Origin of the sequence: Microbacterium resistens NBRC 103078, from assembly GCF_001552355.1 — a bacterium.
GTDB lineage: Bacteria > Actinomycetota > Actinomycetes > Actinomycetales > Microbacteriaceae > Microbacterium > Microbacterium resistens.
The window spans coordinates 12944-38825 of sequence record NZ_BCRA01000034.1 but is presented as its reverse complement, the minus strand read 5'-3'; the positions used below and the strand labels follow the sequence as shown (position 1 = coordinate 38825).

The window sequence follows — 25882 nt, the reverse complement described above, 5'->3', positions numbered from 1 at the left end:
GTGTCAGACGTCGGGCGACGGATCCGTCAGGCCGTTGCGGAACGCGTAGACGACCGCCTGCACGCGGTCGCGCATGCCCAGCTTCTGCAGGACGCGTCCGACGTGCGTCTTCACGGTCGACTCGGAGAGCCAGAGGCGCTCGGCGATCTCGCCGTTCGACAGTCCCTCCACCAGCGCGTCGAACACGTCCCGCTCGCGGTCCGTGAGCACGCGGAGGCGGTCCGATGCGGCGTCTCGCGCCGCCTTCTGGGCGCGCCGGACGGGGTCGTCGGCGGCGCGGGAGAGGGCGCCGAAGCGCCGCAGCAGCTCCGAGGTCACCCGGGGCGCGAGGACGGCGTCGCCGTCGGCGACCGCCTGGATCGCCGCGATGATGTCCTGAGCGTCCGAGTCCTTCAGGAGGAAGCCGCTCGCCCCCGCCTCGATCGCGCCGAACGCATACGCGTCGAGGTCGAAGGTCGTGAGCACCAGCACCCGACCGAGCTCGGCGGACGTGATCTGCCGGGTGGCCTCGATGCCGTCCATCCGTGGCATCTGGACGTCCATGAGGACGACGTCGGGCCGGTGCACCCCGGCCAGAGCGACGGCCTCGATGCCGTCCGAGGCCTCGCCGACGATCTCGATCCCGGTGGTCGCGCCGAGAACCATCGCCAGTCCGGTCCGGATGAGCGCCTGGTCGTCGACGAGCAGGACGCGGATGTCGCTCATCGGTCGTCTCCCGGGAGGATGAGCCGCACGACCCATCCGGCCCCGTTGCGCGGGTCCAGCGGCCCCGCGTCGAGCGAACCGCCGTAGAGGAGCGCCCTCTCGCGCATCCCCACCAGGCCACGGCCGACGCGCGCCTCCTCGTCCGGCGGCGCGGAGACCGGGCGGCCGTCGTCGTGCACCGTCGCGGTCACCTCGGCTCCGTCCACCCGCACCTCGACACCCACGACACCCGGCGCGACGGCATGGCGCATGGCGTTGGTCAACGACTCCTGCACGACGCGGAAGACCGTCATCTGCTTGCCCGCAGAGACCTCGGCCGTGCCGTCGGAGACGACCGACAGCTCCACGGGCAGACCGATGCCGCGGTACACCTCGACCAGCCTCGGCAGATCCTCGATCCCGGTGCTGGTGCGGGATCCGGCGTCGTCCGCGGCACGCTCCAGAACCCCGAGGGCGCGCCGCATCTCGTCCAGGGAGGACCGCGCGACGCCGCCGATCTGCGTCACGGCCATGCCGGCGCGGTCGGGGTCGGCAGCCAGCACGGCCGTGGCGCCGTCGGCGAGCCGGACGATGACCGAGAGCGAGTGCGAGACGATGTCGTGCACGTCCCGAGCGATGCGCGAGCGCTCCGCGAGCGCCGCGAGCTGCGCCTCCTGGTCGCGCTCGTGCTCGAGGATCCGTGCCCGTTCCAGCAGCGCCTCGACGTAGCGCCGGCGATTGCCGGCGTTCTGGCCCCACAGGAGAGCGACCAGGAGCAGGAGCAGGTCGAACACGAGGTAGGAGACGACGGTCGCGATCACGTTCCCGTCGCGGGTCACCGGCAGCAGACCGATCCCGGTCAGCAGGTGGATCCCCGACTGGGCGACCGTGAGCGCGTAGGCGGCTGCGGCGGCGACCCAGGCGCGCCGCACCGAGTCGTAGACCGCCACCGCGAACACGGCGTAGGCCGCGCCGACCGTGCCCGCATTGCTCCAGAAGGGCATCAGCAGCACCGAGGAGACGAACGCCACCGCGAACACCAGCAGCGGACGCCGGCGTCGGAACAGCACGAGCACGGTGGAGAACACGACCACGACGAGGCCCAGCAGGACATAGGCGAGGACGCCCGGCTGCAGGTCCTCGCCGACGCCGGCTCCGAGCGCGGGGAGCACCGTCAGCACCACCCAGCTCAGCGCCGTGACGGCATCCACCGCCCGGGGGTGACGCTGCCAGCGCCCGGCCGCGCGATCCAGCGGGCTCGGCGGGGCGGATGTCACGTCGCCAGTCTCCCACGCGCGGGGTCGGTCCCGTCGTCCGAGGCCCCCTCGATCCCGGCCGCCGCGTCCGTCTGCGTGGTCCTGAAGCCGACCTCCGCCAGCTCTTCGGGGATGTCCTCCCGGCTCTCCGCCTCGGCGCCACGAGCCGCACGCCGCGCCCGACGCTGCCGGCGCCGCTCTCCCCGGCGCTCGTGCAGGACCACGAGGGCGGGCACGAGCAGCAGCGTCAGCAGGGTCGAGGAGACGAGGCCGCCGATGACGACGATCGCGAGGGACTGCGAGATGAACGCGCCCCCGCCCGTGATCCCGAAGGCCATCGGAAGCAGCGCGAAGATCGTCGCGCACGCGGTCATGATGATCGGGCGCAGGCGCAGGCGGGCGCCGTGGACGACGGCATCGTCGAGGGAGGACCCGGCCCGGCGGTAGTGGTTGATGAGATCGATCAGCACGATCGCGTTCGTCACCACGATGCCGATGAGCATGAGCATGCCGATCATGGCCGGGATGCCCAGCGGCGTCCCGGTGAGCAGGAGCCCGCCGATGGCGCCCGTCGCGGCGAACGGGACCGAGACGAGCAGCAGGAGCGGCTGCATCAGGGAGCGGAACGTCGCCACCAGGACGATGTACACCAGCGCGATCGCCGCGAGCATCGCGACGCCGAGCTCGCCGAAGGACTGGGCCTGCTCGGCGGCCGCGCCGCCCTCGTCGAGGGTCACCCCGGCCGGCAGCTCTACGTCGTCCAGCGCGGTCTGGACCGCGAGCGCCGCCGCACCGAGATCCTCGCCCGAGGGGGTGACGGAGACGGTCACGGCACGCGCGCCGTCGATCCGCGTGATCGTCGCGGGGGCGGTGACCACCTCGACACTCGCGACGTCGCCGACGCGGATCGGGGTCGCACGCACGTGCTCCAGGTCGCGCTGCGCTTGCGCGAGCCGATCCGCCTCGGCCTGCTGTGCGGCGCCCTCGTCGATCCCCTCGCGGACCGCGCGGATCTGCTCGTCCAGCCCGGTCAGGCTGCCCTCCGCGGCAGCGACGCCCTGCGACAGCTGCTGCACGGCCTTCTGGTACTCGATCGCCGTGATCGTTCCCTGCGCAGCGGGGTGGGGATCGAACGGCGGGGGAGAGGCGAGGAGGGCGGCGAGCTGATCGCGCAGCGCCGCGAGGTCCTGTTCGCCCTGCGCGCGCGCGTCATACAGGTCGTCCAGCTGTTCCTGGGTCTTCGCCTCGGCGTCGGCGCGCGCGTTCGCGGACATCTCCTCCTGCTCGCGCTGGAGGGCATCGGCGGCGTCCTTCTGGGTCCGCTGCGCCTGCAGGGCCGAGACCGGCAGGGTGAGCGCGCGGATCGCGTCGGGATCGGTCGCCGAGGACTGGGCGCGAAGCACGAGGTCCCTGTTCTTCCCGTCGATCCCGACCTCGCCGAGACGCTCGCCCTCGACGGCCGCGGCGATGGCGCTGCCGATCTCGGGGACCGTGAAGCCCTGCGCCGCGGCGGCGGTGCGGTCCACGGAGACGGCGAGGATCGGAAGCTCGGCCGCGAGGTCGTCGCGCACCTCGCCGACGCCCGAGGCCCCGTCCAGGGCCGCGCTGATGCGCTCGGCCGCCGTCGTGAGCGCCGCCTCGTCCGCGCTCTTCACGATGACGTCGATGGTGGAGGAGGTGGTCTGCGTCGCCTGCGTGGACACGGTGATGTCGTCGGCCGCCGGGAGACCGCGGACGGCCTCGCGGATGCGCGTGAGCGTGCGATCCGGATCCGCGGCCGGTGCGATCACGACGTCGAGCAGGACCGATGCCCCCTGCTCGCCGGCGGTGGTGCGGTAGGAGGCCACCCCGTCCACGGAGTCGATCGCCTTCTCCAGCGCGCCCGCGGCCTCGTCGGCGACGGCGAGTGTCGTGTCCAGCGGCATCTTCTGCTCCACCTGGACGGCGCGCGCGTCGGCGAAGCTGCCGAGCATGTCGGTCTTCAGGAAGCCCGCCGCGACGACGGTGCCCGCGAACACGAGGATCGAGACCATCAGGACCGTGACCGGTCGGCGCAGCGAGAACCGGAGCGCGGGGAGGTAGGCGCGCTGCATCCGGGTGACCCGCTCGGAGGAGTCGGTCTCGCCGAGAGGCGCCGTCGCGCTCGCGCCGGCGTCATCGGGGACGTCCGTGTTCTCCGTCGTCCGAACGGCGTCGCCCTCCGTGCCCTCCAGGACCGAGGCGGGCTCCGTGCGCCGCGAGGGGCGCCGCAGGAACCAGTAGGCGAGCACCGGGACGATCGTCAGCGAGACGATCAGGGACGCGAGCAGCGCGATCGTCACGGTGAGGGCGAACGGCCGGAACAGCTCCCCGGCGACGCCGCCGACGAGCGCGACGGGGAGGAACACGGCGACGGTCGTGAGCGTGGAGGCGGTGACGGCGCCCGCCACCTGCCCGACGGCCGTGCGGACGTCGTCGGTGCTGAGCCCTCCCGGCCCTCGCCGGCGGGCGATGTTCTCGATCACGACGATGGAGTCGTCGACGACGCGCCCGACCGCGACCGTCAGCGCCGCGAGCGTGAAGATGTTGAACGAGAACCCGCCCATGCGCAGCCCGATGACCGCGATCAGCAGCGACAGCGGGATCGACACCGCGGTGATGACGGTCGCCTTCGGCGACAGCAGGAACACCAGGATGATGAGAACGGCGAAGAGCAGGCCGAGACCGCCCTCGACAGCGAGGTCGTGAGTGGACTTCTCGATCATGGTGGACTGGTCGAACAGCGTCGTGACCTTCGCGTCGCCGCCCAGCCCGGGCAGCGCCTCGTCGATCGTCGCCGCGACGGCGTGCGACACCTGGACGGCGTTGGCATCCGGGGTCTTGGTGATCGTCAGCCCGAGCGCCGCGCGTCCGTCGGCGCGCGACAGCGTGGTCTGCGGCACGGGAGCGAGCTCCACGGTCGCCACGGCCGAGAGGGGGACAGGACCGTCCATGGTCGGCAGCGGCAGAGCGGCGAGCTCCTCCAGCGTCGTCCCCTCCTGACCGACCTCGATCGCCATGGCCGTCGTCCCGTCGTCACTCGTTCCGGCGGGGACGACGACACCGGCGGTGCGCAGCAGTGCGGAGACCGCGGACGGGTCGATCGATCGCGCCGAGAGCTCGCCGGGGTTCAGCGTCACGAGCACCCGCTCCTGCACCTGTCCGGTCACCTGGACCTTCCGCACCCCGGGCACATGCTCGATCGCGGGGACCAGGGACGCCTCGACGCGCTCGGCGAAGGCGTCGAGATCCTCGGCGCTGGTGAGGGCCAGGCTGAGCACCGGGATGTCGGAAGAGCTGCCCGCGTAGACCTCGGACTGGACGCCGTCAGGACCGGAGGCGATCACGGAGGAGGTCGTGGTGCGCACGTCCGCGAGGATCTTCTCGTCGTCGGCGCCGAACTTCCACGTCACCGTCACCTGTCCGGATCCGCTCGAGGCGCTCGCGCGGACCTCCTCGACGTCGCCGACCGCCGACAGCGCGTCCGACAGCGGCGCCACGACCTCGCGGTCCAGCGTCTCCGCGGACGCGCCCGGCTTCATGACCGCGACGACGGCCGCCGGCTGCGACATCGACGGCAACAGTTCCTGCGTGGTCGAGGCCGTGGCCCACAGGCCGATCCCCACGACGAGGATGCTGAAGAGGGCGACGACGGCGCGGTTGGCGAGGCTGAGTCTGGTCAGCAGGGTCACGGAACCTCCAGGGCAGGGCGCACCGACGACGCGGACGCGGGGGTGGACTCTGCCACGTTAGGGAGAGGAGGCGACCCGGCACATCGGCTGAGCGGCGGATCCGCCGCCCGCCGGAATGGTCCTTTGGTACCACGGTGGCCGCGCCGGCACGCCCTGAGGACCAGGCGGCGGGGACGACGAAGGGGACCCGCCACGGCGGGTCCCCTTCGTGTGCGGTGCGACGACCGCAGGTTCTTACCGGGCGCTGCCCTTCAGGGAACCGGTGGTCTGCCCTGCCGGGTCGGCGATGATGCACTGCACGACACGGTCGTTGAGCTGCTCCCAGGTGTCCTTGGACGGGGAGATGTAGGCCGCGTCCAGCGACGACGAGTTGTAGTCGAGGCCGACGAAGTCGGTGAACGGCTGGCCGTAGCACTGCGTCTCGGCCGCGGCGGTGATGGCGGCGTCGTCGTACTCCCCGTCATCGACCTTGAACTCGAAGAAGACCTCTTCGTCGTGCGGCTGGTCGCACGGCACCACATCGGTGTCCTCGATCATGCCGGTGCCGCTGGCCATCTTGCAGTCGCCCACCTTGAGGCTGAAGATGTCGATGTTGGAGCTCTCGGTGACCTGACCGCTCTCCTCGTCGCGCGGGGCGTCGCCCTTCCCGCCGAGAATGCCGTCGATCACGCTGCAGCCGCTCAGTGCGACCGCCAGGATCGCCGCCGATCCGGCCATCGCCAGGCGCGTGCGCGTCTTCATCATGTGAGTTTCCCCTCCCAAAGCTGTGAAACAGGACTGAATGTCCCCGGAGAACCGTACCGGTGAGAGGGAGCGAACTCAATTCGTTGAACGGAGATTCAGCCTTCGAGGTCGTCGACGCCGGGAACCCAGCTCGCTCCGGGACGCCCCCAGCCCCGCTTGCGGGCGATCTTCTGGACGGTCTTCCATTCCGAATCGGAGAGACGGTCGATGTAGAGCACCCCGTCGAGATGGTCGAACTCGTGCTGCATGATCCGGGCGCGCCAGCCGTCGACCTCGATCACGACGTCTCGCCCGTCGAGGTCGGTGCCCGTGACTCGCACGCGATCCGATCGCCGCAGCGGGAATCGCTCTCCCGGGAAGGAGAGGCACCCCTCGGACTCCTCGTCCGGGTCCGGGGAGCCGGGCTCCAGCGGTGCCATCCAGAGCACGGGGTTGATGATGACGCCGCGCCAGGGGTTGTCGTCGTCATCGACGTAGGAGTAGGTGAACAGGCGCAGCGGCACGCCCACCTGCGGGGCCGCGAGCCCCACCCCGGGGGCGAGGTCCATGGTCTCGAACATGTCCGCGACGAGGGTGCGGATCTCGTCGGTGATCTCGCCGACGGGGGCGGCGGGGGAGTGCAGGACGGGATCGCCCATGATGCGAATGGGAAGAACGGCCACGCCACAACCCTAGTGCGCGCCCCGAGGCCGGTAGGCTCGACGCGTGCACTGGGACGCGACACGGATGATGACGGAAGACGTCGGGGAGCAGCTCGTCGGCGCCTTCCAGAACCCGGGCCTGCTGATGGGCATCCCGCTCGCGCTGGCCGGGGCCGTGTTCATGTCGTTGGGCGCGCAGTACCAGCACCGCGGTGTCGAGAAGGTGGAGCGCCTCAGCGGCGCCGACGGCGCGACCGGACTCTCGATGACCCAGATCAAGGGTCTGCTCACGCGCCCGTCGTGGATCATCGGCACCCTGATGCTCGGGTTCGCGATCGTCTGCCAGCTCGCGGCGCTCTCCGTCGCCCCGCTGATCGTCGTCCAGCCGCTGGGCGCCATCGCCCTGGTCATGACCACGCTGCTGAACGCGCGGGTGTCCGGGCATTCGCCCACGAAGAAGTCCCTGATCGCGATCGCCGCCTGTGTCGGCGGGATCTTCCTCTTCGTGATGGTGGCCGCGCTGTTCGCCACCGAGCACCAGATCACCCAGACCCAGCTCTTCGTGATCCTGACGATCCTGCTGCTGGTCATCATCCTGCTCGGCGCGTGCTTCCTGGTCCTGCGCCGACGGATGCGGGCATTGTTCTACATCACGGGCGCCGGCATCCTGTACGGCTTCGTCGCGACCCTCGCCAAGGTCGTCATCACGCGGATCAAGGACCAGGACTTCGACTGGCTCACGGTGGTGTGCGTGATCGCGCTCCTCGCGGCCGGCGCCGTGGGCGCCTACTTCGTGCAGACCGCGTACAGCTCCGGCCCGCCGGATCTTGTGATCGCCGGGCTCACCGTCATCGACCCGATGATCGCTGTCCTCATCGGTCTGCTGGTGCTCGGCGAGGCCTCCGCCGCGCCGCTGTGGGCGCTGATCGCCTTCGGCATCTTCGGCGCGGTCGCCACCTGGGGCGTCGTGAGCCTCGCCCGATACCATCCGCAGGTCCTCAGCGAGAGCCAGGAACTGCCCATCGAGCGCGGAGGCGGCTCCGCCGGAGGAGCCACGGGGACGACGTCGTCGTCGCGGGCGCCGCTGTCGCCCGAGTCGCCGATCGAGACCTCCGCCCCGGAGGGCGACGGGGAGGGGCGCCCGCCCGGGGGGCACACCGACGCCGGTGCCTGGCCGAACAACGTCGCACCGCTCCGTCGGACCGAGCAGAGCGGGTACTCCGACGATCCCGGACGCGGGTCGGGCACCCGCGGAGGTCAGTAGCTCGGGTCGATGAGGTCGGGGGAGACCTCGCTGGCCGCCGCCTCGTCGATGAAGAAGACCGTGCGCTTGCGCCCCTTGGCTCCGGCCGCGGGCACGTTCGCGTAGTTGGCGCCGGCGAGGGCGAGTCCCAGCGCAGACGCCTTCTCCGCCCCGGTCGCGACGAGCCAGATCCGCTTCGAGGCGTTGATCACCGGGCGGGTCAGGGTGACGCGCTCGGGCGGCGGCTTGGGGGAGTCCCGCACGGCGAGGGCGGCGCGGTCGGTCTCGTTGATCTCCTCCCGATCCGGGAAGAGCGAGGCGATGTGCCCGTCCGGACCGACGCCGAGGAAGCAGACGGCGAACGAGGGCCAGCGCTGTTCGTCGGTGCCGAAGCGGCCGAGCTCGGCGGCGTAGGCCTCGGCGGCCTCGTCGAGGCCGAGCCCGGAGTCGCTCGCCGCGATCTCGTGGATGTTGGCGGCGGGGACCTCGATGCGATCCAGCAGCGCGGCCCGCGCCTGTCCGGCATTGCGCTCCGGGTCGTCCGCGGGGACGTACCGTTCGTCCCCCCACCAGAAGTGGACGAGTGACCAGTCGATCTCGCCGGCGTCGGGACGCTCCGCGACCTCGCGCAGGACGGCGGCGCCCATGGATCCGCCGGTGAGGGCGACGTGCGCGAGGCGTCCGTCCTTGGTGCGGGCACGGATGCGGACGAGGAAGCGTTCGGCGACGAGGCGAGCGAGCTCGGCGGGGTCGTCCGCGATCACGACGCGGCGCGCGGTGGAGTCGGCCATGCGGTCAGGCCCCCGACTCCGGCGGAGCGAGACGCTCCCAGCCCTCCGTGATGACCCGGCCGTAGAGCAGGTCGGGGTCGAGCCGGCGCAGCTCCTCGGCGAGGCACTCACGAAGCGTCCGCCGGGGCAGGTGCAGTTCGTGGTCGGGCTGCCCGGGCTGCGTGAGGACCGCCGTCCCGGGAATGGGGCGCTCCAGGAGGATGTCGCCGCCCGCGCGCGTCAGACGGACGGACTTGATCCCCTCCTGCCAGTGCTCGGGATCCTCGTAGGACCAGCGGACGGGGACGTCGAGCGCGAGCTGGAGCCAGCCGGCCAGCAGCGCGGTCGAGGGAGACGCCGCCGCGCCCCGGACCTCGACCGCCGTGACCTCCTGGAAAGGCGGCTGATCGAGCACGGCGGCCAGCTGCTCGCGCCAGTGGGTGAGCCGGGTCCAGGCCAGGTCCGTGTCGCCGGGGGCGTGTGTGCGGCCCAGCAGCGCGAGGCGATCGCGCACGTCGGGTGTCGTCGCCGCATCCGTGATGCGGCGCTGGGCGATGCGTCCCAGGGGCGAGGCAGCCGGGTCGGTGGGCGCCTCCTCGGGCCACCAGGCCACGACGGGCGCGTCCGGGAGCAGGAGGCCCGTGACCAGGCTCTCCTGGTTGCTCGCGGCGTCGCCGTAGGCGTGGAGGACGACCACCTCGCTGGCGCCGGCGTCGCCGCCGACGCGGATCTGCGCGTCGAGGTGCGCGTCGCCGTCGCTCGTGGTCAGCACGATCACGCGCATGGGGTGCTCGCGGGAGGCGTCGTTGGCGGCGTCGATCGCGGCCTCTGCCACGCCGTTGCGCGCGGAGATCACCAGGGTGAGCACGCGGCCGAGGGCGACGGCGCCGCCCTCCTCCCTCACCTTGACGAGCTGCTTCGCGACCTGACTGACGGTGGTGTCGGGAAGGTCGATGATCACGGTCGTCTCCAGACTCGTCCGTCGCGGGCCAGCAGGGCGTCCGCCGAGGCGGGGCCCCAGGACCCGGGGGCGTACTGCTCGAGCGGGCCGCTCTGCGCGGCCCAGTACTCCTCGACCGGGTCGAGGATCTTCCAGGACAGCTCGACCTCCTCGTGCCGCGGGAACAGCGGCGGGTCGCCGAGCAGCACGTCGAGGATGAGACGCTCGTACGCCTCGGGGCTGGCCTCGGTGAAGGCGTGGCCGTAGCCGAAGTCCATCGTGACGTCGCGGACGTTGGAACCCGCGCCGGGAACCTTGGAGCCGAACCGGATCGTGACGCCCTCGTCGGGCTGCACCCGGATCACCAGCGCGTTCTGCCCCAGCTCGGAGGTCTGGGAGCGGCCGAACAGGTGCTCCGGCGCGCGCTTGAAGACGACGGCGATCTCCGTCACTCGGCGCCCGAGCCGCTTGCCGGTGCGCAGGTAGAACGGGACGCCGGCCCACCGGCGGGTGTTGATCTCCAGCTTGACGGCCGCATACGTCTCCGTCGTGGAGTCGGGGTTCATCCCTTCCTCGGCGAGGAAGCCGGCGACCTTCTCGCCGCCCTGCCATCCGCCGGCGTACTGGCCGCGGGCGGTGGCCTCGGCGAGGTCGTCGGGAAGGCTCACCGCGGCGAGCACCTTCTCCTTCTCCGCGCGCAGGTGATCGGCGCCCAGGCTGATCGGCTCCTCCATGGCGGTCAGCGCGAGCAGCTGCAGCAGGTGGTTCTGGATGACGTCGCGGGCGGCGCCGATCCCGTCGTAGTAGCCCGCGCGGCCGCCCACGCCGATGTCCTCGGCCATGGTGATCTGGACGTGATCGACGTAGTTGCGGTTCCAGATCGGCTCGTACAGCTCGTTGGCGAAGCGCAGAGCCAGGATGTTCTGGACCGTCTCCTTGCCCAGATAGTGGTCGATCCGGAAGATGGAGTCGGCCGGGAACGTCCCTTCCAGCGCGTCGTTGAGAGCGCGCGCGGAGGCGAGGTCGTGCCCGAACGGCTTCTCGATGACCACGCGGCGCCATCCCTGGGTCCCGCGCCTCTCGTCCACCAGGCCGGAGTCCCGCAGCTGCTTGGCCACGAGGGGGAAGTCCTTCGGCGGGATGGACAGGTAATAGGCGTGGTTGCCCATCGTTCCGCGCTCGACGTCGAGCTTCTCGACGGTCTCGCGCAGGCGCCGGAACGCGTCCTGGTCGCCGAACTCGCCCTGCACGAAACGGATGCCCTGCAGGAGCTGCTGCCAGGTCTCGTCACGGAACGGCGTGCGCGCGTGCTCCTTGACGGCCTCGTACACGACCTGGGCGAAGTCCTGGTCCTCCCAGTCGCGCCGGGCGAACCCGACCAGCGCGAAACCGGGGGGCAGGAGCCCCCGGTTCGCGAGGTCGTAAACCGCCGGCATCAGCTTCTTGCGGGACAGGTCGCCGGTGACGCCGAAGATCACGAGCGCGCTCGGGCCCGCGATGCGGCTCAACCGCCGGTCGTCGGGATCACGCAGCGGGTTGTTCCCGGCGGAGATGGGGACGGTCATCGGGAGGCTTCTCCTACTGGGCTGCTTCGAACAGGTCGAGCACGTCGTCCTGCGCCTCGGTCAGGGTGAGGGTCACCACCGGGCGGCCGTGGTCGGCCAGGACCGCGGCGTCGCCGGCGGCCTGGGCCTCGATGAGCTGGCCGAAGGTGAACGGCCGCTCGGGGATCTCCAGGTCCACGTCGGTGCGCTCGAGGATCTGCAGGAACACGCCCTGCGCGGGACCGCCCTTGTGATACTGACCGGTGGAGTGCAGGAACCGCGGGCCCCAGCCGAAGGTGGTGGGCCGGCCGGAGTCGGCGGCGACCATCTCGCGCAGCCCCTGCAGCTGCGGCATCTCGAGGCGGTTCACGTAGGCCTGGATCGAGACGTAGCCGTCCGCCGGGAGCTGCGCCCACAGCGCGTCGAGCACGCCGGCGATCGTCCCGGACGCGGCGAGGGCGGGATCCGTCACGCGGACCTCGACGCCGTCGACCGTGAACGCCGGCGCGGCCGGCTCGGGGCGGGCGTCCAGCAGGCCGCGGGCAGCGATCTTCGCGGACTCCACGTCGGGCTGGTCGAACGGGTTGATCCCGAGCAGGAAGCCGGCGACCGCCGTCGCGTACTCCCACACGACGAACTGGGCGCCGAGCGTGCCCGAGACGAGGATCTCGCCGGGATGACGCTCGCGCAGGTGGAACTCGTCCGCCTCGTCGACGATCCGGACGATCTGGAGGTCGTCGGGGCGTTCCTCGACCTCCGGGGAGACGGGGAGGAGCACGACCGGCAGGACGCCGGTCCCCTCCTTGCCGGTGGACTCGGCGACGAGCTGCTCGATCCAGTCCGGCAGCCCGACGATGTGGGTGCCGTCGGTGATCAGGCCGATCTTGTCGCGCCGGGCGCCGCCGGCGCCGACGGTGCGGGCGATCGCCGCGCCGAGGCGGAGTCCGGGGTTCTCGGCGGAGTCCACGGCGACCTGGAGGAGCGTGGCCTCGGCCTCGTCCAGCAGCTCGGCGATGTCCGCGCCGGCGAGGCCGGAGGGCACGAGGCCGAAGGCGGTGAGCGCCGAGTAGCGCCCGCCCACGTTCGGATCGGCGTTGAACACCCGGTAGCCGGCGGCGCGCGCCGACTCGTCGAGCGGCGAGCCCGGATCGGTGACGACCACGATGCGGCCGCGCGGGTCGATGCCGATGTCGCGGAACGCGGCCTCGAAGGTGCGCCGCTGCGAGTCGGTCTCGACGGTCGAGCCGGACTTGGACGAGACCACCAGGACGGTGCGGTCCAGCCCCGCGTCCAGCGCGGCGAGGACCTGCCCCGGGGACGTCGAGTCGAGAATCGTGAGCTCGACGCCGGCGGTCTGGGAGATCACCTCGGGCGCGAGCGAGGAGCCGCCCATCCCGGCGAGGACGACGCGGTCGACGCCCTGGGCGCGCAGCTCGTCGCGCAGGGCGACGATCTCGGCGACGAGCGGGCGGGACACGCTCACCGCGTCCACCCAGCCGAGCCGCTTGCTCGCCTCCTCCTCGGCGGCCGCGCCCCAGATCGTCGCGTCCCCGCTCGTGATCCGCGACGCGATCAGGTCGCCGACGAGGCCGGGGACGACCGTCTCGATCGCCTCGGCCGGGGCGCCGGTCGTGTGGATCTCGAAGCTCATCGCTGAGCCTCCAGGCCCTGCTCGACCTGGGCGAGCAGACCGTGCCAGGAGTCGATGAACTTCGCGACACCCTCGTCCTCGAGCACCTGCGTGACGTCGGCGAAGTCGATGCCCGCCTCCGCCAGGGCGGCGAAGACCTCGCGGGAGGCCTCGTACTCGCCGGTGATCGTGTCGCCCACGACCTCGCCGTGGTCGAACGTCGCCTCCAGCGTCTTCTCCGGCATGGTGTTGACCACGCCCTCGGCGACGAGACCGGTCACGTACAGCGTGTCGGGCAGCGACGGGTCCTTGACGCCCGTGGAGGCCCACAGAGGGCGCTGGGCGTTGGCCCCCGCCTCGAGCAGCGCGGTGGCACGGTCGCCGGCGAACGTCTTCTCGTAGAGCTCGTAGGCAAGACGTGCGTTGGCCAGGCCCGCCTTGCCGCGCAGGGCCGTCGCCGCCTCGGTCCCGATCGCGTCCAGGCGCTTGTCGGTCTCGGTGTCCACACGGGAGACGAAGAACGACGCGACGGAGTGGATCGTCGACAGGTCGATGCCTGCGGCCTTGGCCTGCTCCAGGCCGGTCAGGTAGGCATCGATGACCTCGGCGTAGCGCTCGAGGCTGAAGATCAGGGTCACGTTGACGCTGATGCCCGCCGCCGTCGCGGCGGTGATCGCCGGGAGCCCGGCCTTGGTGGCGGGGATCTTCACCAGGAGGTTCGGACGGTCCACCTTGGCCCACAGCTGCTCGGCTTGGGCGATCGTGCCCTCGGTGTCGTGGGCCAGGTCGGGGGAGACCTCGATGGAGACGCGTCCGTCGACGCGGCCGGTGGACTCCCACACGGGGCGGAAGACGTCCAGCGCGTCCCGGACGTCCTGGGTCGTCGCCTCGAAGATGGCCTCCTCGGCGGTGGCGCCGCGGCCGGCCAGCTCGGCGACCTGCGCGTCATACGAGGTGTCGTCAGGGTTGGTGATGGCGCCGGCGAAGATCGTCGGGTTGGTCGTGACGCCGACCACGTTGCGGGACGCGATCAGCTCCGCGAGGTTCCCGGAGGTGATGCGGGTCCGGGACAGGTCGTCCAGCCAGATGCTGACGCCGGCGGCGGCGAGCTCGGAGGTGGGGGTGCTCATGCGTTCTCCTTGAGGGTCTCGCGGGCCGCCTCGACGACGGCGTCGGCGGTGATGCCGAACTTCTGGAACAGGGTCTTGTAGTCCGCCGAGGCGCCGAAGTGATCGATGCCGACCGAGCGACCGCGGTCGCCCACGATGCCCCGCCAGCTGAGCGGAGAGCCGGCCTCGACGGAGACGCGGGCCGTGACGGCGGCGGGGAGGACCGACTCGCGGTACGCCTCGTCCTGCTCGGCGAACCACTCCAGCGACGGCGCCGACACCACGCGGGCGTTCACGCCCTCGGCGGCCAGCGTCTCGCGGGCGCTGAGGGCCAGCTGGACCTCGGAGCCCGTGGCGATGAGCAGCACGTCGGGGGTGCCGCTCGGCGCCTCGGCGAGGACGTAGGCGCCCTTGGCCACGTGATCGGCGGAGGCGAGGACGTCGCCGCTCGCCTCACCGTCGCCGCGCTCGAACACGGGGATGTTCTGGCGCGTCAGGGCGATGCCGGCCGGCCCCTCGTGTCGGCGGAGGATCTCCAGCCAGGCGGCTGCCGTCTCGTTGGCGTCCGCCGGACGCACCACCGTGAAGTTCGGGATCGCGCGGAGCGTCGCGAGCTGCTCGATCGGCTGGTGGGTCGGGCCGTCCTCGCCGAGCGCGACGGAGTCGTGCGTCCAGACGAAGATGCTCGGCACGTTCATCAGCGCGGCCAGACGCACCGCCGGGCGCATGTAGTCGCTGAAGATGAGGAACGTGCCGCCGAAGGGCCGGGTGGGGCCGTGCAGGACGATGCCGTTCACGATCGCGCCCATGGCGTGCTCGCGGATCCCGAAGTGCATCACACGGCCGTACGGGTTCCCCGACCACTCGTGGGTCGACCACTGCTCCGGGATGAAGGACGGGGCGTCCTTGATGGTCGTCAGGTTCGACTCGGCGAGATCCGCCGAACCGCCCCAGAGCTCCGGCAGGCGTGCGGCCAGGGCGTTGATCACCTGGCCGGACGCGGCGCGCGTGGACACGTCCTTGCCCGCCTCGAAGACCGGGAGCGCGGAGGACACGTCGTCCGGCAGGGCGTGGGCCTCGAGCCGGTCGAGGAGCGCCTTGCGCTCGGGGTTGGCCGCCGCCCATGCGTCGAAGGAGCGCTGCCACTGCGCCCGCTCCTCGGCCGCCCGCTCGGCGAGGCCGCGCGTGCGGGCGAGGACGTCGTCGGCGACGACGAACGTCTTCTCCGGGTCGAAGCCGAGCACCTTCTTCGTAGCGGCGAGCTCGTCGGCGCCGAGGGCGGAGCCGTGGATCTTGCCCGTGTTCTGCTTGCCGGGGGAGGGCCAGCCGATGATCGTCTTGAGGATGATGAGCGACGGGCGGTCGGTCTCGCCCTGGGCCGCCGTGATCGCGGCGTGCAGCTCGGCGACGTCCTCGACGTACTCGCCGGACTTCTTCCAGTCCACGACCTGCACGTGCCAGCCGTAGGCGGCGTAGCGCGCGGCGACGTCCTCGGTGAAGGCGACGTTCGTGTCGTCCTCGATCGAGATCTGGTTGGAGTCGTAGATGGCGATCAGGTTGCCGAGCTGCTGGTGGCCGGCGAGGGACGACGCCTCGCTCGTCACGCCCTCCTGGAGGTCGCCATCGCCGGCGATGACGTAGACGCGGTGGTCGAAGGGGCTCTGCCCGGCCGGGGTCTCCGGGTCGAACAGGCCGCGCTCGTAACGGGCGGCGTAGGCGAACCCGACCGCGGAGGCCAGCCCCTGACCGAGCGGTCCGGTCGTGATCTCGACACCGGCGGTGTGTCCGTACTCCGGGTGGCCGGGCGTCTTCGACCCCCACGTGCGCAGTGCCTTGAGGTCGTCGAGCTCGAGCCCGAAGCCGCCCAGGTAGAGCTGCACGTACTGCGTCAGGGAGGAGTGCCCCGCGGAGAGGATGAACCGGTCCCGGCCGATCCAGCCGGTGTCGGCGGGATCGTGGCGCATCACCCGCTGATACAGCAGGTACGCGGCGGGGGCGAGACTCATCGCCGTTCCGGGGTGGCCGTTGCCGACCTTCTCCACGGCGTCCGCTGCCAGCACGCGGGCGGTGTCCACCGCGCGCCGATCGATCTCATCCCACTGCAGTTCCGACACGCCAGAGCCCTTTCTGAGAGTTTCGAGAGCACCCGCGTCCCTGCGCGTTCCGCGACATCACGGAATGGCCTGGGGACGATCATCGGGCGCGCAAGCGGTTCTCAGCATAGTGCGGATGGATCCGGCGGTCGCCGGTGCGACGCGAACTGTTTCGGCGGTTCGACCCCGCATTCCGGTGGCCTAGACTGGGAATGTTCCGTGTATGCGCAGGAGGAGGCGATCAGCATCTCGACGATCATGAAGCCGGTCGGTGCAGATCGCTCACTGAAGCGGACGATCAAGGCGTACATCGTTCTGACCAAGCCGCGCGTCCTTGAGCTTCTGCTCGTGTCCACGGTGCCCGTGATGTTCCTCGCCCAGGGCGGCCTGCCGAACCTCTGGCTCGTCGCGGCGACCGTCATCGGCGGCTCGCTCAGCGCCGGCTCGGCGGCCGCCTTCAACATGTACCTCGACCGGGACATCGACGCCCACATGCAGCGCACGGAGAACCGACCGCTGGTCACCGGGGAGGTCTCGCCGCGCGGAGCGCTCATCTTCTCGTGGGCCCTCGCCATCGTCTCCACGGTCTGGCTGTGGCTGACGACGAACCTGCTCACGGCGGCGCTGTCCGCGACCGCGATCTTCTTCTACGTCGTCATCTACACGATGATCCTCAAACGGCGCACGGAGCAGAACATCGTCTGGGGCGGGATCGCGGGCTGCTTCCCGGTGCTCATCGGGTGGAGCGCGGTCACCGGCTCGCTGGACTGGCCGCCGTTCGTGCTGTTCATGCTGGTGTTCCTGTGGACGCCGCCGCACTACTGGCCGCTGTCGATGAAGTACAAGAACGACTACGACGACGTCGACGTGCCGATGCTGGGCGTCACGCGCTCGGCCCCGCAGGTCGGGCTGCAGGTCATCCTCTACGCGTGGGCGACGGTCGCCTGCTCGTTGCTGCTGGTCCCGGTCGCCGGCATGGGCCTCGTGTACACGGTGTCCGCGGCGGTCTTCGGCGGCTGGTTCATCTATGAGTCGCACAGGCTCTACGCCCAGGCCGTGCGGGGCACCTCCCCGAAGCCGATGCGCGTCTTCCACGCCTCCATCACGTACCTGACGCTCATCTTCCTGGCTGTCGCCGTCGATCCGCTCCTGCCGTTCTGACGCGGGCCGGGCCGTGCCATCGGCCCGATCCGCTCAGCCGGCCCTGGTCCACGTCCCGAAGCCCTGCGCGTCGAAGGACGACAGACGCAGGGTGCGGGCCGTGCCCCCGTCGAGGACGAACTCGGCGGACGCCCGCGATCCCGCCGGCTCGTTCTCGGCGGACGGGGAGTATGCGAACACGGGGCCGTCCCAGTCCTCGAGGAGGAGCCGAGCCCTGCCGTCCGGGCCGATCGACGCCACCAGGCCGTCGTCCGTGCGACGGACCGTCGCCTCCCCGAAGTACGGATTGAGGTAGCGACCGACGAGGGCGGAGTCCGGGGCGGCCGGTGCGGGATCCGCGGGGCGCGGAACGCCCACGAGATCACCGTCGGGCGCCGTGTACGGGGCGAACGCGGCCTCGGCGTCGGCAACCCAGTCGCGGGTGACCTTGCCGAACTGCACGAGATCGAGGAACGCGGCGGCGACGGCCTCCGGCAGGCCCACCGGAGCGCCGTTCGTGAGCACGACGATCCCGAGGTCGAGGTCCGGGACCACCTGGAAGGCGGTGGCGGCGCCGAGCGAGAAGGCTCCGGAGTGGGACACCGCCATGCGGCCGCTGACGAGCGGCGAGGCGTTGAAGCCGAAGCCGTAGTGCCCGGGCCGCTGATCGGTCGACCCGGAGGGGGAATTGACGATCTGCGGCGTCATGGCCTCTCGGAGCAGATCCGGATCGGCCACGGTGCGGGTGCCGAACGAGCCGCCGGCGAGCAGCAGGCGCATCCAGGCGCTCATGTCGTTCGCCGTCGAGGAGACCCCGCCGGCGGGCGACTGCGGGTCCGGGTCACGGTCGTACAGCGGCTCGAAGGAGCCGTCCACGAGGGCGTGGAGCCGGGCGCGATCCGGGTGCGAGAGGTAGTCCTCGTGGCGGGCGCTGCTCGAGGTCATGGCGAGCGGCTCGAAGACGGCTCGGTCGATGAGGTCCTCCCACGGCTCGCCGGCGGCCTCGGCCACCGCCTCGGCGCCGACCGTCAGGCCGAAGTTGGAGTAGTGGTACGAGGAGCGGAACGGGGCCAGGGGAAGCAGGCGGAGGCGCGACAGGATGGTGTCGCGGTCGTAGCCGATGTCCTCGAGGTCGTCGCCGGATCCGGTCGCGAGGCCCATGCGGTGGCTGAACGCGTCGCCGATCGTCGCCCGCTCGGACACGACGGGATCGGACAGCTCGAAGTCGGGGAGCACGGATGAGATCGGCGTCGACCAGTCCACGCCGATCTCGCGTCCCACCGCGGCGACGGCGGTGGCCGAGAGCGGCTTGGAGATCGAGGCGATCTGGAACACGGTGTCGGCGGTGACGGGCTGTTCGCCGCCCTTCTCGATGAGGCCGTAGCCGTCCGAGAAGAGCAGTCGATCGTCGTGCACGACGGCGATCGACATCCCGGGGACACCGGTGCGGTCGAGACCGTCCCTGGCGAGCTGGGGCAACGCCCGCACAGCGTCGGCGATGCGCTCCTCGAGCGGCGCCCCCAGGGACACCGCGTCCTGGGCGGGGCTGTCGCCGGTCGCGACCGCAGGGCCCGTGACGGGAGCGGTGCACGCGGTCATTCCGCTCGTGAGGATCACCAGGACGAGGGCGGCGCTGAGGGTCCGTCGCGGTCGCCGCGACGCGTGGTCCCGGCGGTGGAGTGCCGGGACCTGCGTCCCCAGCGGATGCCGTCGGAGCCCTATCCCCATCTCGATCCTCCTGCTAGCGTCCAGACTCATCCAAGTGACCGGAACAGGACGATGCAAGGACCCTTTCGTGCATTGTCCGCTTGAGGACAGACATGTCGGACGACGACCTCCTCGATCTGCTCCACCGCGATCGGCTTCCCGACGTGCCGACGGTGACGGCACGCACCGGGATGGACACGGAACGGACGGTGCAGGCGCTGCGCCGGCTGTCCGCGGAAGGGCACCTGACGCTCCAGGAGGGCGTGATCCTCCTGCACGCGCCGGCGCAGGCCGCCGCGCTCGCGATCGAACGACTGCTCCACCGCGAGCGGGCCGAGGCCGAGGCGCGCAGCATGCGCCTGGCGTCGATCGTGGACGGCGTGGCTCGCCGGACGGCGTCGTGGACGTTCGGCGAGGCCGTGGCGCGGGGGCGGCTCCCGATCCAGACGGCGCACGGCCCGCACGCGGCGGAGGACCTGTGGTTCGCCGTGCAGGCGTCGCGCGTGGCCCCCGGTGGGAGGGTCAGTGCGGTCCTCACCGACATCGACCGGTACCGGGTCAGTAGTCCGGAGCGCTCTCGCGCGTTCGCCCAGGCGATGGGGGCGTACGCGTCGGTGCGCGCGATCATCCCCGCCGTCGAGCTGGACGACCGCCTCACCGCGATGGTCGAGGCCTTCCGGGCATCGGACGTCGAGTTCCGGGTGCTGCCGAGCCCGCCGGGTTGGTTCTGGGTCGACGACGAGGGCGTCACGGCGCTTCCGCTCGTCTGGGGCGAGACCGCGCCGCAGAGCGTGCTGGCCGTGTCGAGTCCCGTCATCGCGGGACTCGCGCAGGACTACTTCGCGCGCCTCTGGCAGCAGGCGCAGCCCGTCGCAGCCGACACCGCCGGATACGGAACGCTGCTGCACCGCATGCGGCGGGGGATGACGCTGGACGCGGCCTCCCGATCCCTGGGGATCACTCCCCGCACCGGACGCCGCCGGATCGCCGCGGCGATGGAGCGGTACGGCGTGGAGACGCTGTTCGCCCTCGGCGTCGCCTGGGCGGAGGACGGCTGTCCCGGTGCGCCGGTGCGCGCGACGCCTCGGTGAGGGGCACGGGAGGCCCTCCTGTCCGTCAGCCCGTCGTGGACTGCAGGTAGGCGAGGACGGCCTTGACGCGGCGGTTCTCATCGACGGGGGTCAGGTCGAGTCCGCGGAACACGTTGCCGACGTGCTTGCTCACGGCCGCGTCGCTGAGGACCAGCCTGCCGGCGATCTCGGCGTTCGACAGGCCGTCCGCCATGAGGGCGAGGACCTCCCGCTCGCGCGGCGTCAGCCGGGTCAGCGGTCCCTCGCGGCGCGGCCGGAGAAGATGCTGCACCACCTCCGGGTCGATCACGGTGCCGCCGCTGCGGACACGCTCGAGAGACCGGTCGAAGTCGCGGACGCGGTTCACCCGGTCCTTGAGGAGGTACCCCACCGCTCCCTCGGGCAGCGTGAGGAGTTCCCGCGCGTACGTGTCCGCGATGTACTGAGACAGCACGAGCACCGGCTGCCCCGGGTTCCGCCCGCGGATCCGCAGGGCGGCGGCGAGGCCGTCGTCGCGGTCGCCGGGCGGCATCCGGACATCGGTGAGCACGAGCTCGGGAGGGGACCCGTCCCGCTCCAGCGAGAGATAGGCGTCCAGGAGCTCGGTGGCGGAGGCCGCGGTCGCCACGATCCGGTGACCGAGGCGTTCCAGCAGAGCCACCAGCGCCTCGCGGAGCAGGCCGGAGTCCTCAGCGAACAGGATGCGCATGCGTGTCCTCTCCCGCTGTCGGGATCCGCATCCCCACCCGCGTCGGCCCGCCGCGAGGGCTGCTCACCTGGAACTCGCCGCCGATCGTCTCCACCCGCTCGCGGAGTCCCCGCAGCCCCGTCCCCGCGTCCTCGGCGACCCCGCCGGGCCCCTGGTCCACCACGTCGAGCGCGAACACGGCGGCGTCCCATCGAGCGGTCACGTCCACCCGGGCGGATGCGGTGTGCTTGGCGGCGTTGGTGACGGCCTCCGTCACGAGGTAGTAGGCGGCGGTCTCGACCGGCGCCGGGAGCCGCCGCGCATCGAGGCCGGTCAGGTCGAGGGTCATCGGGACCGGGGTGCGGTCCGCGAGCTCCGACAACGCCGCGCGGAGCCCGTGGTCGGTGAGGACGGCGGGATGGATCCCTCGGACGGTCCGGCGCAGCGTCCCCAGTGCGTGCTCGGTCTGCTGCTGCGCCGCCGTCAAGGCCTGGAGCGCCGCGTCGGCGTCCGCTCCCGCGGTCTGCAGCTGTTCCAGCTCCAGGCCGACCATCCCGAGCCGGGCGGCGACGGTGACGAGCTCCTGCTGCACGCCGTCGTGGAGGTCGCGCTCGATCCGCCGGCGCTCGTCCTCCAGGGCCTGCACCAGCACGATCCGGGAGCGGGTGAGCCGTTCGACGTTCCGCGTCAGCTCCTCCTCGCGCGGACCGCAGAGGAACCGCAGCAGCGACGCATGGCCGCCGGCGAGCGCGGCGTTCAGATAGCCGAACAGCCCGAGCGCCGCCAGGCCGAGAGGGATCGTCAGCCACCAGGTGCTCGGCGAGGGCGAGACGACGCCGCCCTCCCACAGGGTGATGGTCGTCTCGCGGCGGATCCCGGTCGCGCCGACGGCGACGAGGAGGACGAGGGCGACGGCCTCGGCGAAGAGAAGCGCGAGGGAGACGCCGCCCAGCAGCACGTCCAGCAACAGCGCGCCGACCTCCCGCCAGGTGGCGGCCTCGGACAGCCGTACGGACAGCCAGATGTGGCGCTGCTCCGGCTCGAGGCGCACATGCGCGGAGCGTTGCACGGGAAAGCCGAGGATCCGGGTCCTCCGGCGCTCGAGCGCCCCGAGCGGCAGGGCCCAGAGCGGCACCAGCAGGAGGGTGAGGACGACCACGGGGAGCAGGATCACGGCGAGCGCGGCGCTGGTCAGCAGGTACAGCAGCGCGCGCCACGGCCAGGCGCTCCCCAGGAACCGCCAGGGCGAGCGCACCAGCGCGCTCCACAGCCGGGGTCCGTTCATGCGATCAGCCTACGGATGGCGCTGGTCGGGAGCGGTCCCGTCGAGCAGAAGGTAGAACCTGCTCTACCCCGAGGGAGGAGCCTGCCCGGTGGCCCCGCCGGAGGCGCCCGGGATCGAATGGCGGCATGAACCGACACCTCGTCCAGGCGCACGACCTCCGCAAGTCCTTCCCGGGAGCCGGCCGCGGCGCGACGGCCACAGAGGTGCTCCGCGGGGTCTCGCTCACGGTGGCGCCGGGGGAGATGGTGAGCATCGTGGGCCCGAGCGGATCCGGCAAGAGCACGCTGCTGTACTGCCTCGCCGGGCTGGAGCCGTACGACGGCGGGTCGGTCCGCCTCCTCGGGACCGAGCTGGGCGGGCTGCGTCGCCGAGCGCTGGCCGCGCTGCGCCGGGAGCACGTCGGATTCGTGTTCCAGTCGTACAACCTCATCCCGTCGTTGAGCGCCGGGGACAACGTCGCGCTGCCGGCGCGCCTCGCCCGGCGCGGCGTCCGGGCGGCGGAGGTGGATCGCGCGCTGGAGGAGGTCGGGCTCGCCGGCCGCTCCTCGGTCCTTCCCGGCCGCCTCTCCGGAGGGCAGCAGCAGCGGGTGGCCCTGGCCCGCGTCCTCGCGCAGCGTCCCGACGTCGTCTTCGCCGACGAGCCGACCGGCGCGCTCGACACGCGCACGGGCGCGTCGGTTCTGCGGCTGTTGAGGACGGCCGCGGCAGAGGAGCGGAGCGTCGTCCTCGTGACGCACGACCTGGAGGCCGCCGCCCAGGCCGATCGCGTCCTGGTGCTCCGGGACGGCGAGATCCATCGCGAGCTCGGGCGCGCGACGCCGGATGAGGTTCTCGACGCTCTCGCCGCCGCGGGGGAGCGGCCATGATCCGGCTCATGGCGGCGGACCTCGTCCGTCAGGCACGGATCTGGAGCGGGCTGTTGCTCCTGGCCGTCGTGGTGGGGTTCGTGGCCGGCTTCGCCGCGATGCTGGTGGAGACCGGGCTGGTCCAGGGCGGCGCGGTCAGGCAGACCCTGGAGGGCGCGAGCAGCATGGTTCTGGTCTTCACCGGGATCAGCGCCGTCGTCGTGATCGCGGGCGCGGCGAACCTGACCGTGGCCCTCCAGCAGCGCGGCTACGCCCTCTGGCAGGTCGTCGGGGTGTCACCCTCGCGCGTCGGCGTCGTGGTGCGGGCCCAGCTCGGCCTCGTCGGGATCGGCGGCGGTCTTCTCGGCTGCGCGCTCACGACGACGGTCATGCGGCCGCTGTTCGCGTACTTCTTCCAGACCTGGGGCGACGAGGTGCTGTCGACCCCGCTGCGCCTGGGGCCGGTCTCGTTCCTCTGCGTCGGGGTCGGCGTCGGCGTCCTCTGCATGACCGGAGGGCACGGCGCGGCGCGCCGGGCGAGCCGTGTCCCGCCGGTCGAGGCGCTGCGCGAACCCGAACCGCCCCGGATCCGCATGGGCGTCCTGCGTGGAGTGCTGGTCGTCGCGACCCTCGGCGGGGTGACCGCCCTTGCCTGGCGGCTCGGCGACGGGGACTTCTCATCGATCGTGAACCGAGGGATGTTCCTGACGCCTGCCGTCGTCGCGCTGATGGCGGCGTGGGGGCCCGTGCTGTATCCCGCGGCCCAGCGGATCTGGTCGGCGCTGGTGCCGGCCCGGATGTCGGGGGCGTGGTTCCTCGCCCGGCACGATGCCCGCTCCCGCGTGAGCCAGAGCACCGCGGTGATCGCACCGCTGATGGTCGCGATCGCCCTGGTCGGCGGGCTCTACAGCGGAGCGGCGACGCTCGGGGCGGCGGCGCCGACGTGGACGGGGCAGCAGGGCGACTGGACGATCCAGACCGAGGCGGTCGCCGTGATGCTGGGCGGCCCGCTGCTGGTGGGGACGACGGGGGCGGCGGTCGCGGTGTTCATGGCCTCCGGGGCCCGCGAGCGCCAGGTCGCGCTGTTGCAGGCGGCCGGCGCCGACCGCGGCGTCATTCTGCGGGCGGCGTGGGGGGAGGCGACGATCCACGCGGCGACGGCGGTTCTCCTCGGCGCGGCGGCGACGGTGATCGGCAGCGGGTTCCTGGCTGCGGGCCTGGGGTTGTCGGCCCCGGTCGTGGCGTGGGGACCGATCCTGCTGGTCGGCGCGGTCGGCGCCGGGCTGATCACGCTCGCGACGCTCGTCCCGACGGCCGCCGCGCTGCGCATGCCGGTGTCGCGGGTGCTCGCCGCTGAGTGACGGCAGCCCGGATCCTCGCTCCTCCACACCGCCGAAACCCCCTCTCCCCGTCGAAACCCCCTCTGGGATACGTGTGCCCGAGGGGGTCTCGACGGGGAGAGGGGGTTTCGAGGAAGGGGACGCCGGAGGATCAGGGGGCGGCAGGGGCGTCCGGGGCGGTGGAAGCGACGGGGCGCTTCAGGCGCAGGACGACGACGGTGTAGGCGGCGGCGGACAGCGCGGCGAGCACCATGTGGGTCCCGACGAGCACCTCGGGCAGCCCCGTCCGCGCCTGGATCACGCCGACGGCGACCTGGACGCCGATCGCGACGATCAGGGCCAGGAGCCAGGCGCGGGGCCGGAGCCGGCGGACCCCGGCGATCACCGCCAGGAGCAGCACGAGCGCCGCGAGCACGTACCCGGGCCAGGAGTGCACGTGCGCCATCACGGACGCGTCGAACCCGCGCCGGACGATGTCCGCATCGCCGGAGTGGGGTCCGGATCCGGTGGTGAGGACTCCCACGACGATCGTCACGGCGAGCACGAGCCCCGTGACGTGGGTGAGCGCGGCGAACCAGGACGGGACGACCCGCTCTCGCGGCCCGGCCGGTTCGCGCATCCGGACGAGGAACGCGGCGGTGATGCAGACGAGGACGAGGGAGGAGGCGTAGTGGAAGCCGACGATGAAGGGATTGAGTCCCGTGACGACCGTGATGCCTCCGACGAAGGCCTGGGCGATGATGCCGATCACCGTGAGCCACGCGAGGGCGGTGAGGTCGCGTCGGGTGCCGTTCGCGCGGAGCGAGAAGACTGCCGCGACCACGACGGCGAGGAGCAGGGTCGCGTTGAGGAACATGAAACCGGGAAGGCCCGCCGCGGTGCCGATCCCGTAGGCGATCAGTGCGGCGACGATGCCGCCGCCGGCGAACCAGAGGGTGGAGCGCACCGCGCGGCGGCCACCGACCGCGTGCAGGAGCAGCAGCAGGACGGCGAGCGCCAGCAGGCCCACGACGCCCGTCATGGTTCGGTTCCCGAACTCGATGATCCCGTGATAGCCCTGCTCGGGCGTCGGCACGAGCGAGTCCGGGGTGCACATCGGCCACTCCGAGCAGCCGAGGCCGGAACCGCTGAGCCGCACGGCGCCGCCGGTCCCGATGATGATGACCTCCGCGAGGAACGAGAGCCATGCGAACACGCGCAGGGGCCTGGCCGGGAACGGTGCGGCCTCCGCGCCGCCGCCGGGACGGGGAGGAGCCTCGCGGAGGCGGTGCGGGGCGGCAGGCGAAACGGTGCTCTCGGGCATGGGTCCTCCGGATCCCGCCGGCGGGACGGAAACGGTCCGCATGTCGGAGGGAACCTGTAGAATCGGGGGTGTTGCGATGCGCGCGCTCGTGCGCGTGACATCGAGAACAGTCTAGGCGCGAAGCGTCCATGAGAGGGCCC

Annotated in this window: 20 protein-coding genes; 5 read left to right on the top strand and 15 right to left on the bottom strand. The window is 71.9% G+C overall.

What is annotated here, in order from left to right; translation table 11 throughout:
- Nucleotides 1–3: 3 nt before the first annotated feature.
- The 5 genes from MR1_RS07435 to def form a co-directional block, all read right to left on the bottom strand.
- A complete protein-coding gene (locus MR1_RS07435; RefSeq protein ID WP_067244576.1) occupies nt 4–705 on the bottom strand; it encodes a response regulator in 702 nt (233 codons plus the stop codon).
- On the bottom strand, nt 702–1961 hold the full coding sequence (locus tag MR1_RS07430) for a sensor histidine kinase (protein WP_067244573.1): 1260 nt from the start codon (nt 1959–1961) through the stop codon (nt 702–704). The genes MR1_RS07435 and MR1_RS07430 overlap by 4 nt, the downstream gene beginning before the upstream one ends.
- Nucleotides 1958–5650 carry an efflux RND transporter permease subunit gene (locus MR1_RS07425; RefSeq protein ID WP_067244571.1) on the bottom strand — a complete coding sequence of 1231 codons (3693 nt, stop codon included), beginning with the start codon at nt 5648–5650 and terminating at the stop codon, nt 1958–1960. The genes MR1_RS07430 and MR1_RS07425 overlap by 4 nt, the downstream gene beginning before the upstream one ends.
- A 234-nt stretch (nt 5651–5884) precedes the next feature.
- Entirely contained in the window at nt 5885–6394 is a 510-nt protein-coding gene (locus MR1_RS07420) for a septum formation family protein (RefSeq protein WP_067244568.1), read from the bottom strand.
- 95 nt (nt 6395–6489) lie between these two features.
- Nucleotides 6490–7056, bottom strand: coding sequence for a peptide deformylase (def, locus tag MR1_RS07415; protein WP_084344432.1), 567 nt, complete (start codon nt 7054–7056; stop codon nt 6490–6492).
- A 64-nt stretch (nt 7057–7120) separates the two neighbouring features.
- On the opposite strand from def, the gene MR1_RS07410 reads away from it, so the two are divergent.
- On the top strand, nt 7121–8299 hold the full coding sequence (locus MR1_RS07410) for a DMT family transporter (RefSeq protein ID WP_169797664.1): 1179 nt from the start codon (nt 7121–7123) through the stop codon (nt 8297–8299).
- On the opposite strand, the gene pgl is transcribed toward MR1_RS07410, so the two are convergent.
- The 6 genes from pgl to tkt are packed head-to-tail and all read right to left on the bottom strand — an operon-like array spanning nt 8293 to nt 16385.
- Nucleotides 8293–9069, bottom strand: a complete 777-nt coding sequence (gene pgl / locus MR1_RS07405) for a 6-phosphogluconolactonase (protein ID WP_067244563.1) — start codon at nt 9067–9069, stop codon at nt 8293–8295. The genes MR1_RS07410 and pgl overlap by 7 nt on opposite strands.
- Nucleotides 9070–9073: 4 nt before the next feature.
- Nucleotides 9074–10009 carry a glucose-6-phosphate dehydrogenase assembly protein OpcA gene (locus MR1_RS07400; RefSeq protein ID WP_067244561.1) on the bottom strand — a complete coding sequence of 312 codons (936 nt, stop codon included), beginning with the start codon at nt 10007–10009 and terminating at the stop codon, nt 9074–9076.
- On the bottom strand, nt 10006–11553 hold the full coding sequence (gene zwf / locus MR1_RS07395) for a glucose-6-phosphate dehydrogenase (protein WP_067244559.1): 1548 nt from the start codon (nt 11551–11553) through the stop codon (nt 10006–10008). The genes MR1_RS07400 and zwf overlap by 4 nt, the downstream gene beginning before the upstream one ends.
- A gap of 13 nt (nt 11554–11566) precedes the next feature.
- Nucleotides 11567–13183 carry a glucose-6-phosphate isomerase gene (locus tag MR1_RS07390; protein WP_067244557.1) on the bottom strand — a complete coding sequence of 539 codons (1617 nt, stop codon included), beginning with the start codon at nt 13181–13183 and terminating at the stop codon, nt 11567–11569.
- Nucleotides 13180–14292 carry a transaldolase gene (tal, locus tag MR1_RS07385; protein WP_067244554.1) on the bottom strand — a complete coding sequence of 371 codons (1113 nt, stop codon included), beginning with the start codon at nt 14290–14292 and terminating at the stop codon, nt 13180–13182. The genes MR1_RS07390 and tal overlap by 4 nt, the downstream gene beginning before the upstream one ends.
- Nucleotides 14289–16385, bottom strand: a complete 2097-nt coding sequence (tkt, locus tag MR1_RS07380) for a transketolase (RefSeq protein ID WP_067244552.1) — start codon at nt 16383–16385, stop codon at nt 14289–14291. Before tkt ends, tal begins: the two co-directional genes overlap by 4 nt.
- Before the next feature lie 237 nt (nt 16386–16622).
- On the opposite strand from tkt, the gene MR1_RS07375 reads away from it, so the two are divergent.
- On the top strand, nt 16623–17525 hold the full coding sequence (locus MR1_RS07375) for a heme o synthase (RefSeq protein WP_067244618.1): 903 nt from the start codon (nt 16623–16625) through the stop codon (nt 17523–17525).
- Between the two features lie 33 nt (nt 17526–17558).
- Here MR1_RS07375 and MR1_RS07370 read toward each other — a convergent pair whose 3' ends face one another.
- Nucleotides 17559–19232: a serine hydrolase gene (locus tag MR1_RS07370; protein WP_169797662.1), complete on the bottom strand. Its 1674-nt coding sequence runs from the start codon at nt 19230–19232 to the stop codon at nt 17559–17561.
- 92 nt (nt 19233–19324) lie between these two features.
- Here MR1_RS07370 and MR1_RS07365 point away from each other — a divergent pair, with 92 nt between their 5' ends.
- Nucleotides 19325–20302, top strand: a complete 978-nt coding sequence (locus tag MR1_RS07365) for a hypothetical protein (protein ID WP_067244550.1) — start codon at nt 19325–19327, stop codon at nt 20300–20302.
- A 25-nt stretch (nt 20303–20327) separates the two neighbouring features.
- Here MR1_RS07365 and MR1_RS07360 read toward each other — a convergent pair whose 3' ends face one another.
- Both MR1_RS07360 and MR1_RS07355 read right to left on the bottom strand, forming a co-directional pair.
- Complete coding sequence (locus MR1_RS07360) at nt 20328–20990, bottom strand: response regulator transcription factor (RefSeq protein ID WP_067244548.1); 663 nt, start codon at nt 20988–20990, stop codon at nt 20328–20330.
- Entirely contained in the window at nt 20971–22254 is a 1284-nt protein-coding gene (locus tag MR1_RS07355) for a sensor histidine kinase (RefSeq protein WP_067244545.1), read from the bottom strand. The genes MR1_RS07360 and MR1_RS07355 overlap by 20 nt, the downstream gene beginning before the upstream one ends.
- A 125-nt stretch (nt 22255–22379) precedes the next feature.
- Here MR1_RS07355 and MR1_RS07350 point away from each other — a divergent pair, with 125 nt between their 5' ends.
- Nucleotides 22380–23120, top strand: coding sequence for an ABC transporter ATP-binding protein (locus MR1_RS07350; RefSeq protein WP_067244543.1), 741 nt, complete (start codon nt 22380–22382; stop codon nt 23118–23120).
- A complete protein-coding gene (locus MR1_RS07345) occupies nt 23117–24460 on the top strand; it encodes an FtsX-like permease family protein (RefSeq protein WP_067244542.1) in 1344 nt (447 codons plus the stop codon). The genes MR1_RS07350 and MR1_RS07345 overlap by 4 nt, the downstream gene beginning before the upstream one ends.
- A 130-nt stretch (nt 24461–24590) precedes the next feature.
- On the opposite strand, the gene MR1_RS07340 is transcribed toward MR1_RS07345, so the two are convergent.
- Complete coding sequence (locus tag MR1_RS07340) at nt 24591–25742, bottom strand: COX15/CtaA family protein (protein ID WP_067244539.1); 1152 nt, start codon at nt 25740–25742, stop codon at nt 24591–24593.
- Nucleotides 25743–25882 lie beyond the last annotated feature (140 nt).

Coding starts and splice junctions, on each gene's coding strand:
- MR1_RS07435 (WP_067244576.1), bottom strand. CDS start 705: ATGAGCGACATCCGCGTCCTGCTCGTCGACGACCAGGCGCTCATCCGG.
- MR1_RS07420 (WP_067244568.1), bottom strand. CDS start 6,394: ATGATGAAGACGCGCACGCGCCTGGCGATGGCCGGATCGGCGGCGATC.
- MR1_RS07410 (WP_169797664.1), top strand. CDS start 7,121: ATGATGACGGAAGACGTCGGGGAGCAGCTCGTCGGCGCCTTCCAGAAC.
- pgl (WP_067244563.1), bottom strand. CDS start 9,069: ATGGCCGACTCCACCGCGCGCCGCGTCGTGATCGCGGACGACCCCGCC.
- zwf (WP_067244559.1), bottom strand. CDS start 11,553: ATGACCGTCCCCATCTCCGCCGGGAACAACCCGCTGCGTGATCCCGAC.
- MR1_RS07390 (WP_067244557.1), bottom strand. CDS start 13,183: ATGAGCTTCGAGATCCACACGACCGGCGCCCCGGCCGAGGCGATCGAG.
- tal (WP_067244554.1), bottom strand. CDS start 14,292: ATGAGCACCCCCACCTCCGAGCTCGCCGCCGCCGGCGTCAGCATCTGG.
- MR1_RS07375 (WP_067244618.1), top strand. CDS start 16,623: ATGAAGCCGGTCGGTGCAGATCGCTCACTGAAGCGGACGATCAAGGCG.
- MR1_RS07370 (WP_169797662.1), bottom strand. CDS start 19,232: ATGGGGATAGGGCTCCGACGGCATCCGCTGGGGACGCAGGTCCCGGCA.
- MR1_RS07365 (WP_067244550.1), top strand. CDS start 19,325: ATGTCGGACGACGACCTCCTCGATCTGCTCCACCGCGATCGGCTTCCC.
- MR1_RS07360 (WP_067244548.1), bottom strand. CDS start 20,990: ATGCGCATCCTGTTCGCTGAGGACTCCGGCCTGCTCCGCGAGGCGCTG.
- MR1_RS07355 (WP_067244545.1), bottom strand. CDS start 22,254: ATGAACGGACCCCGGCTGTGGAGCGCGCTGGTGCGCTCGCCCTGGCGG.
- MR1_RS07350 (WP_067244543.1), top strand. CDS start 22,380: ATGAACCGACACCTCGTCCAGGCGCACGACCTCCGCAAGTCCTTCCCG.
- MR1_RS07345 (WP_067244542.1), top strand. CDS start 23,117: ATGATCCGGCTCATGGCGGCGGACCTCGTCCGTCAGGCACGGATCTGG.
- MR1_RS07340 (WP_067244539.1), bottom strand. CDS start 25,742: ATGCCCGAGAGCACCGTTTCGCCTGCCGCCCCGCACCGCCTCCGCGAG.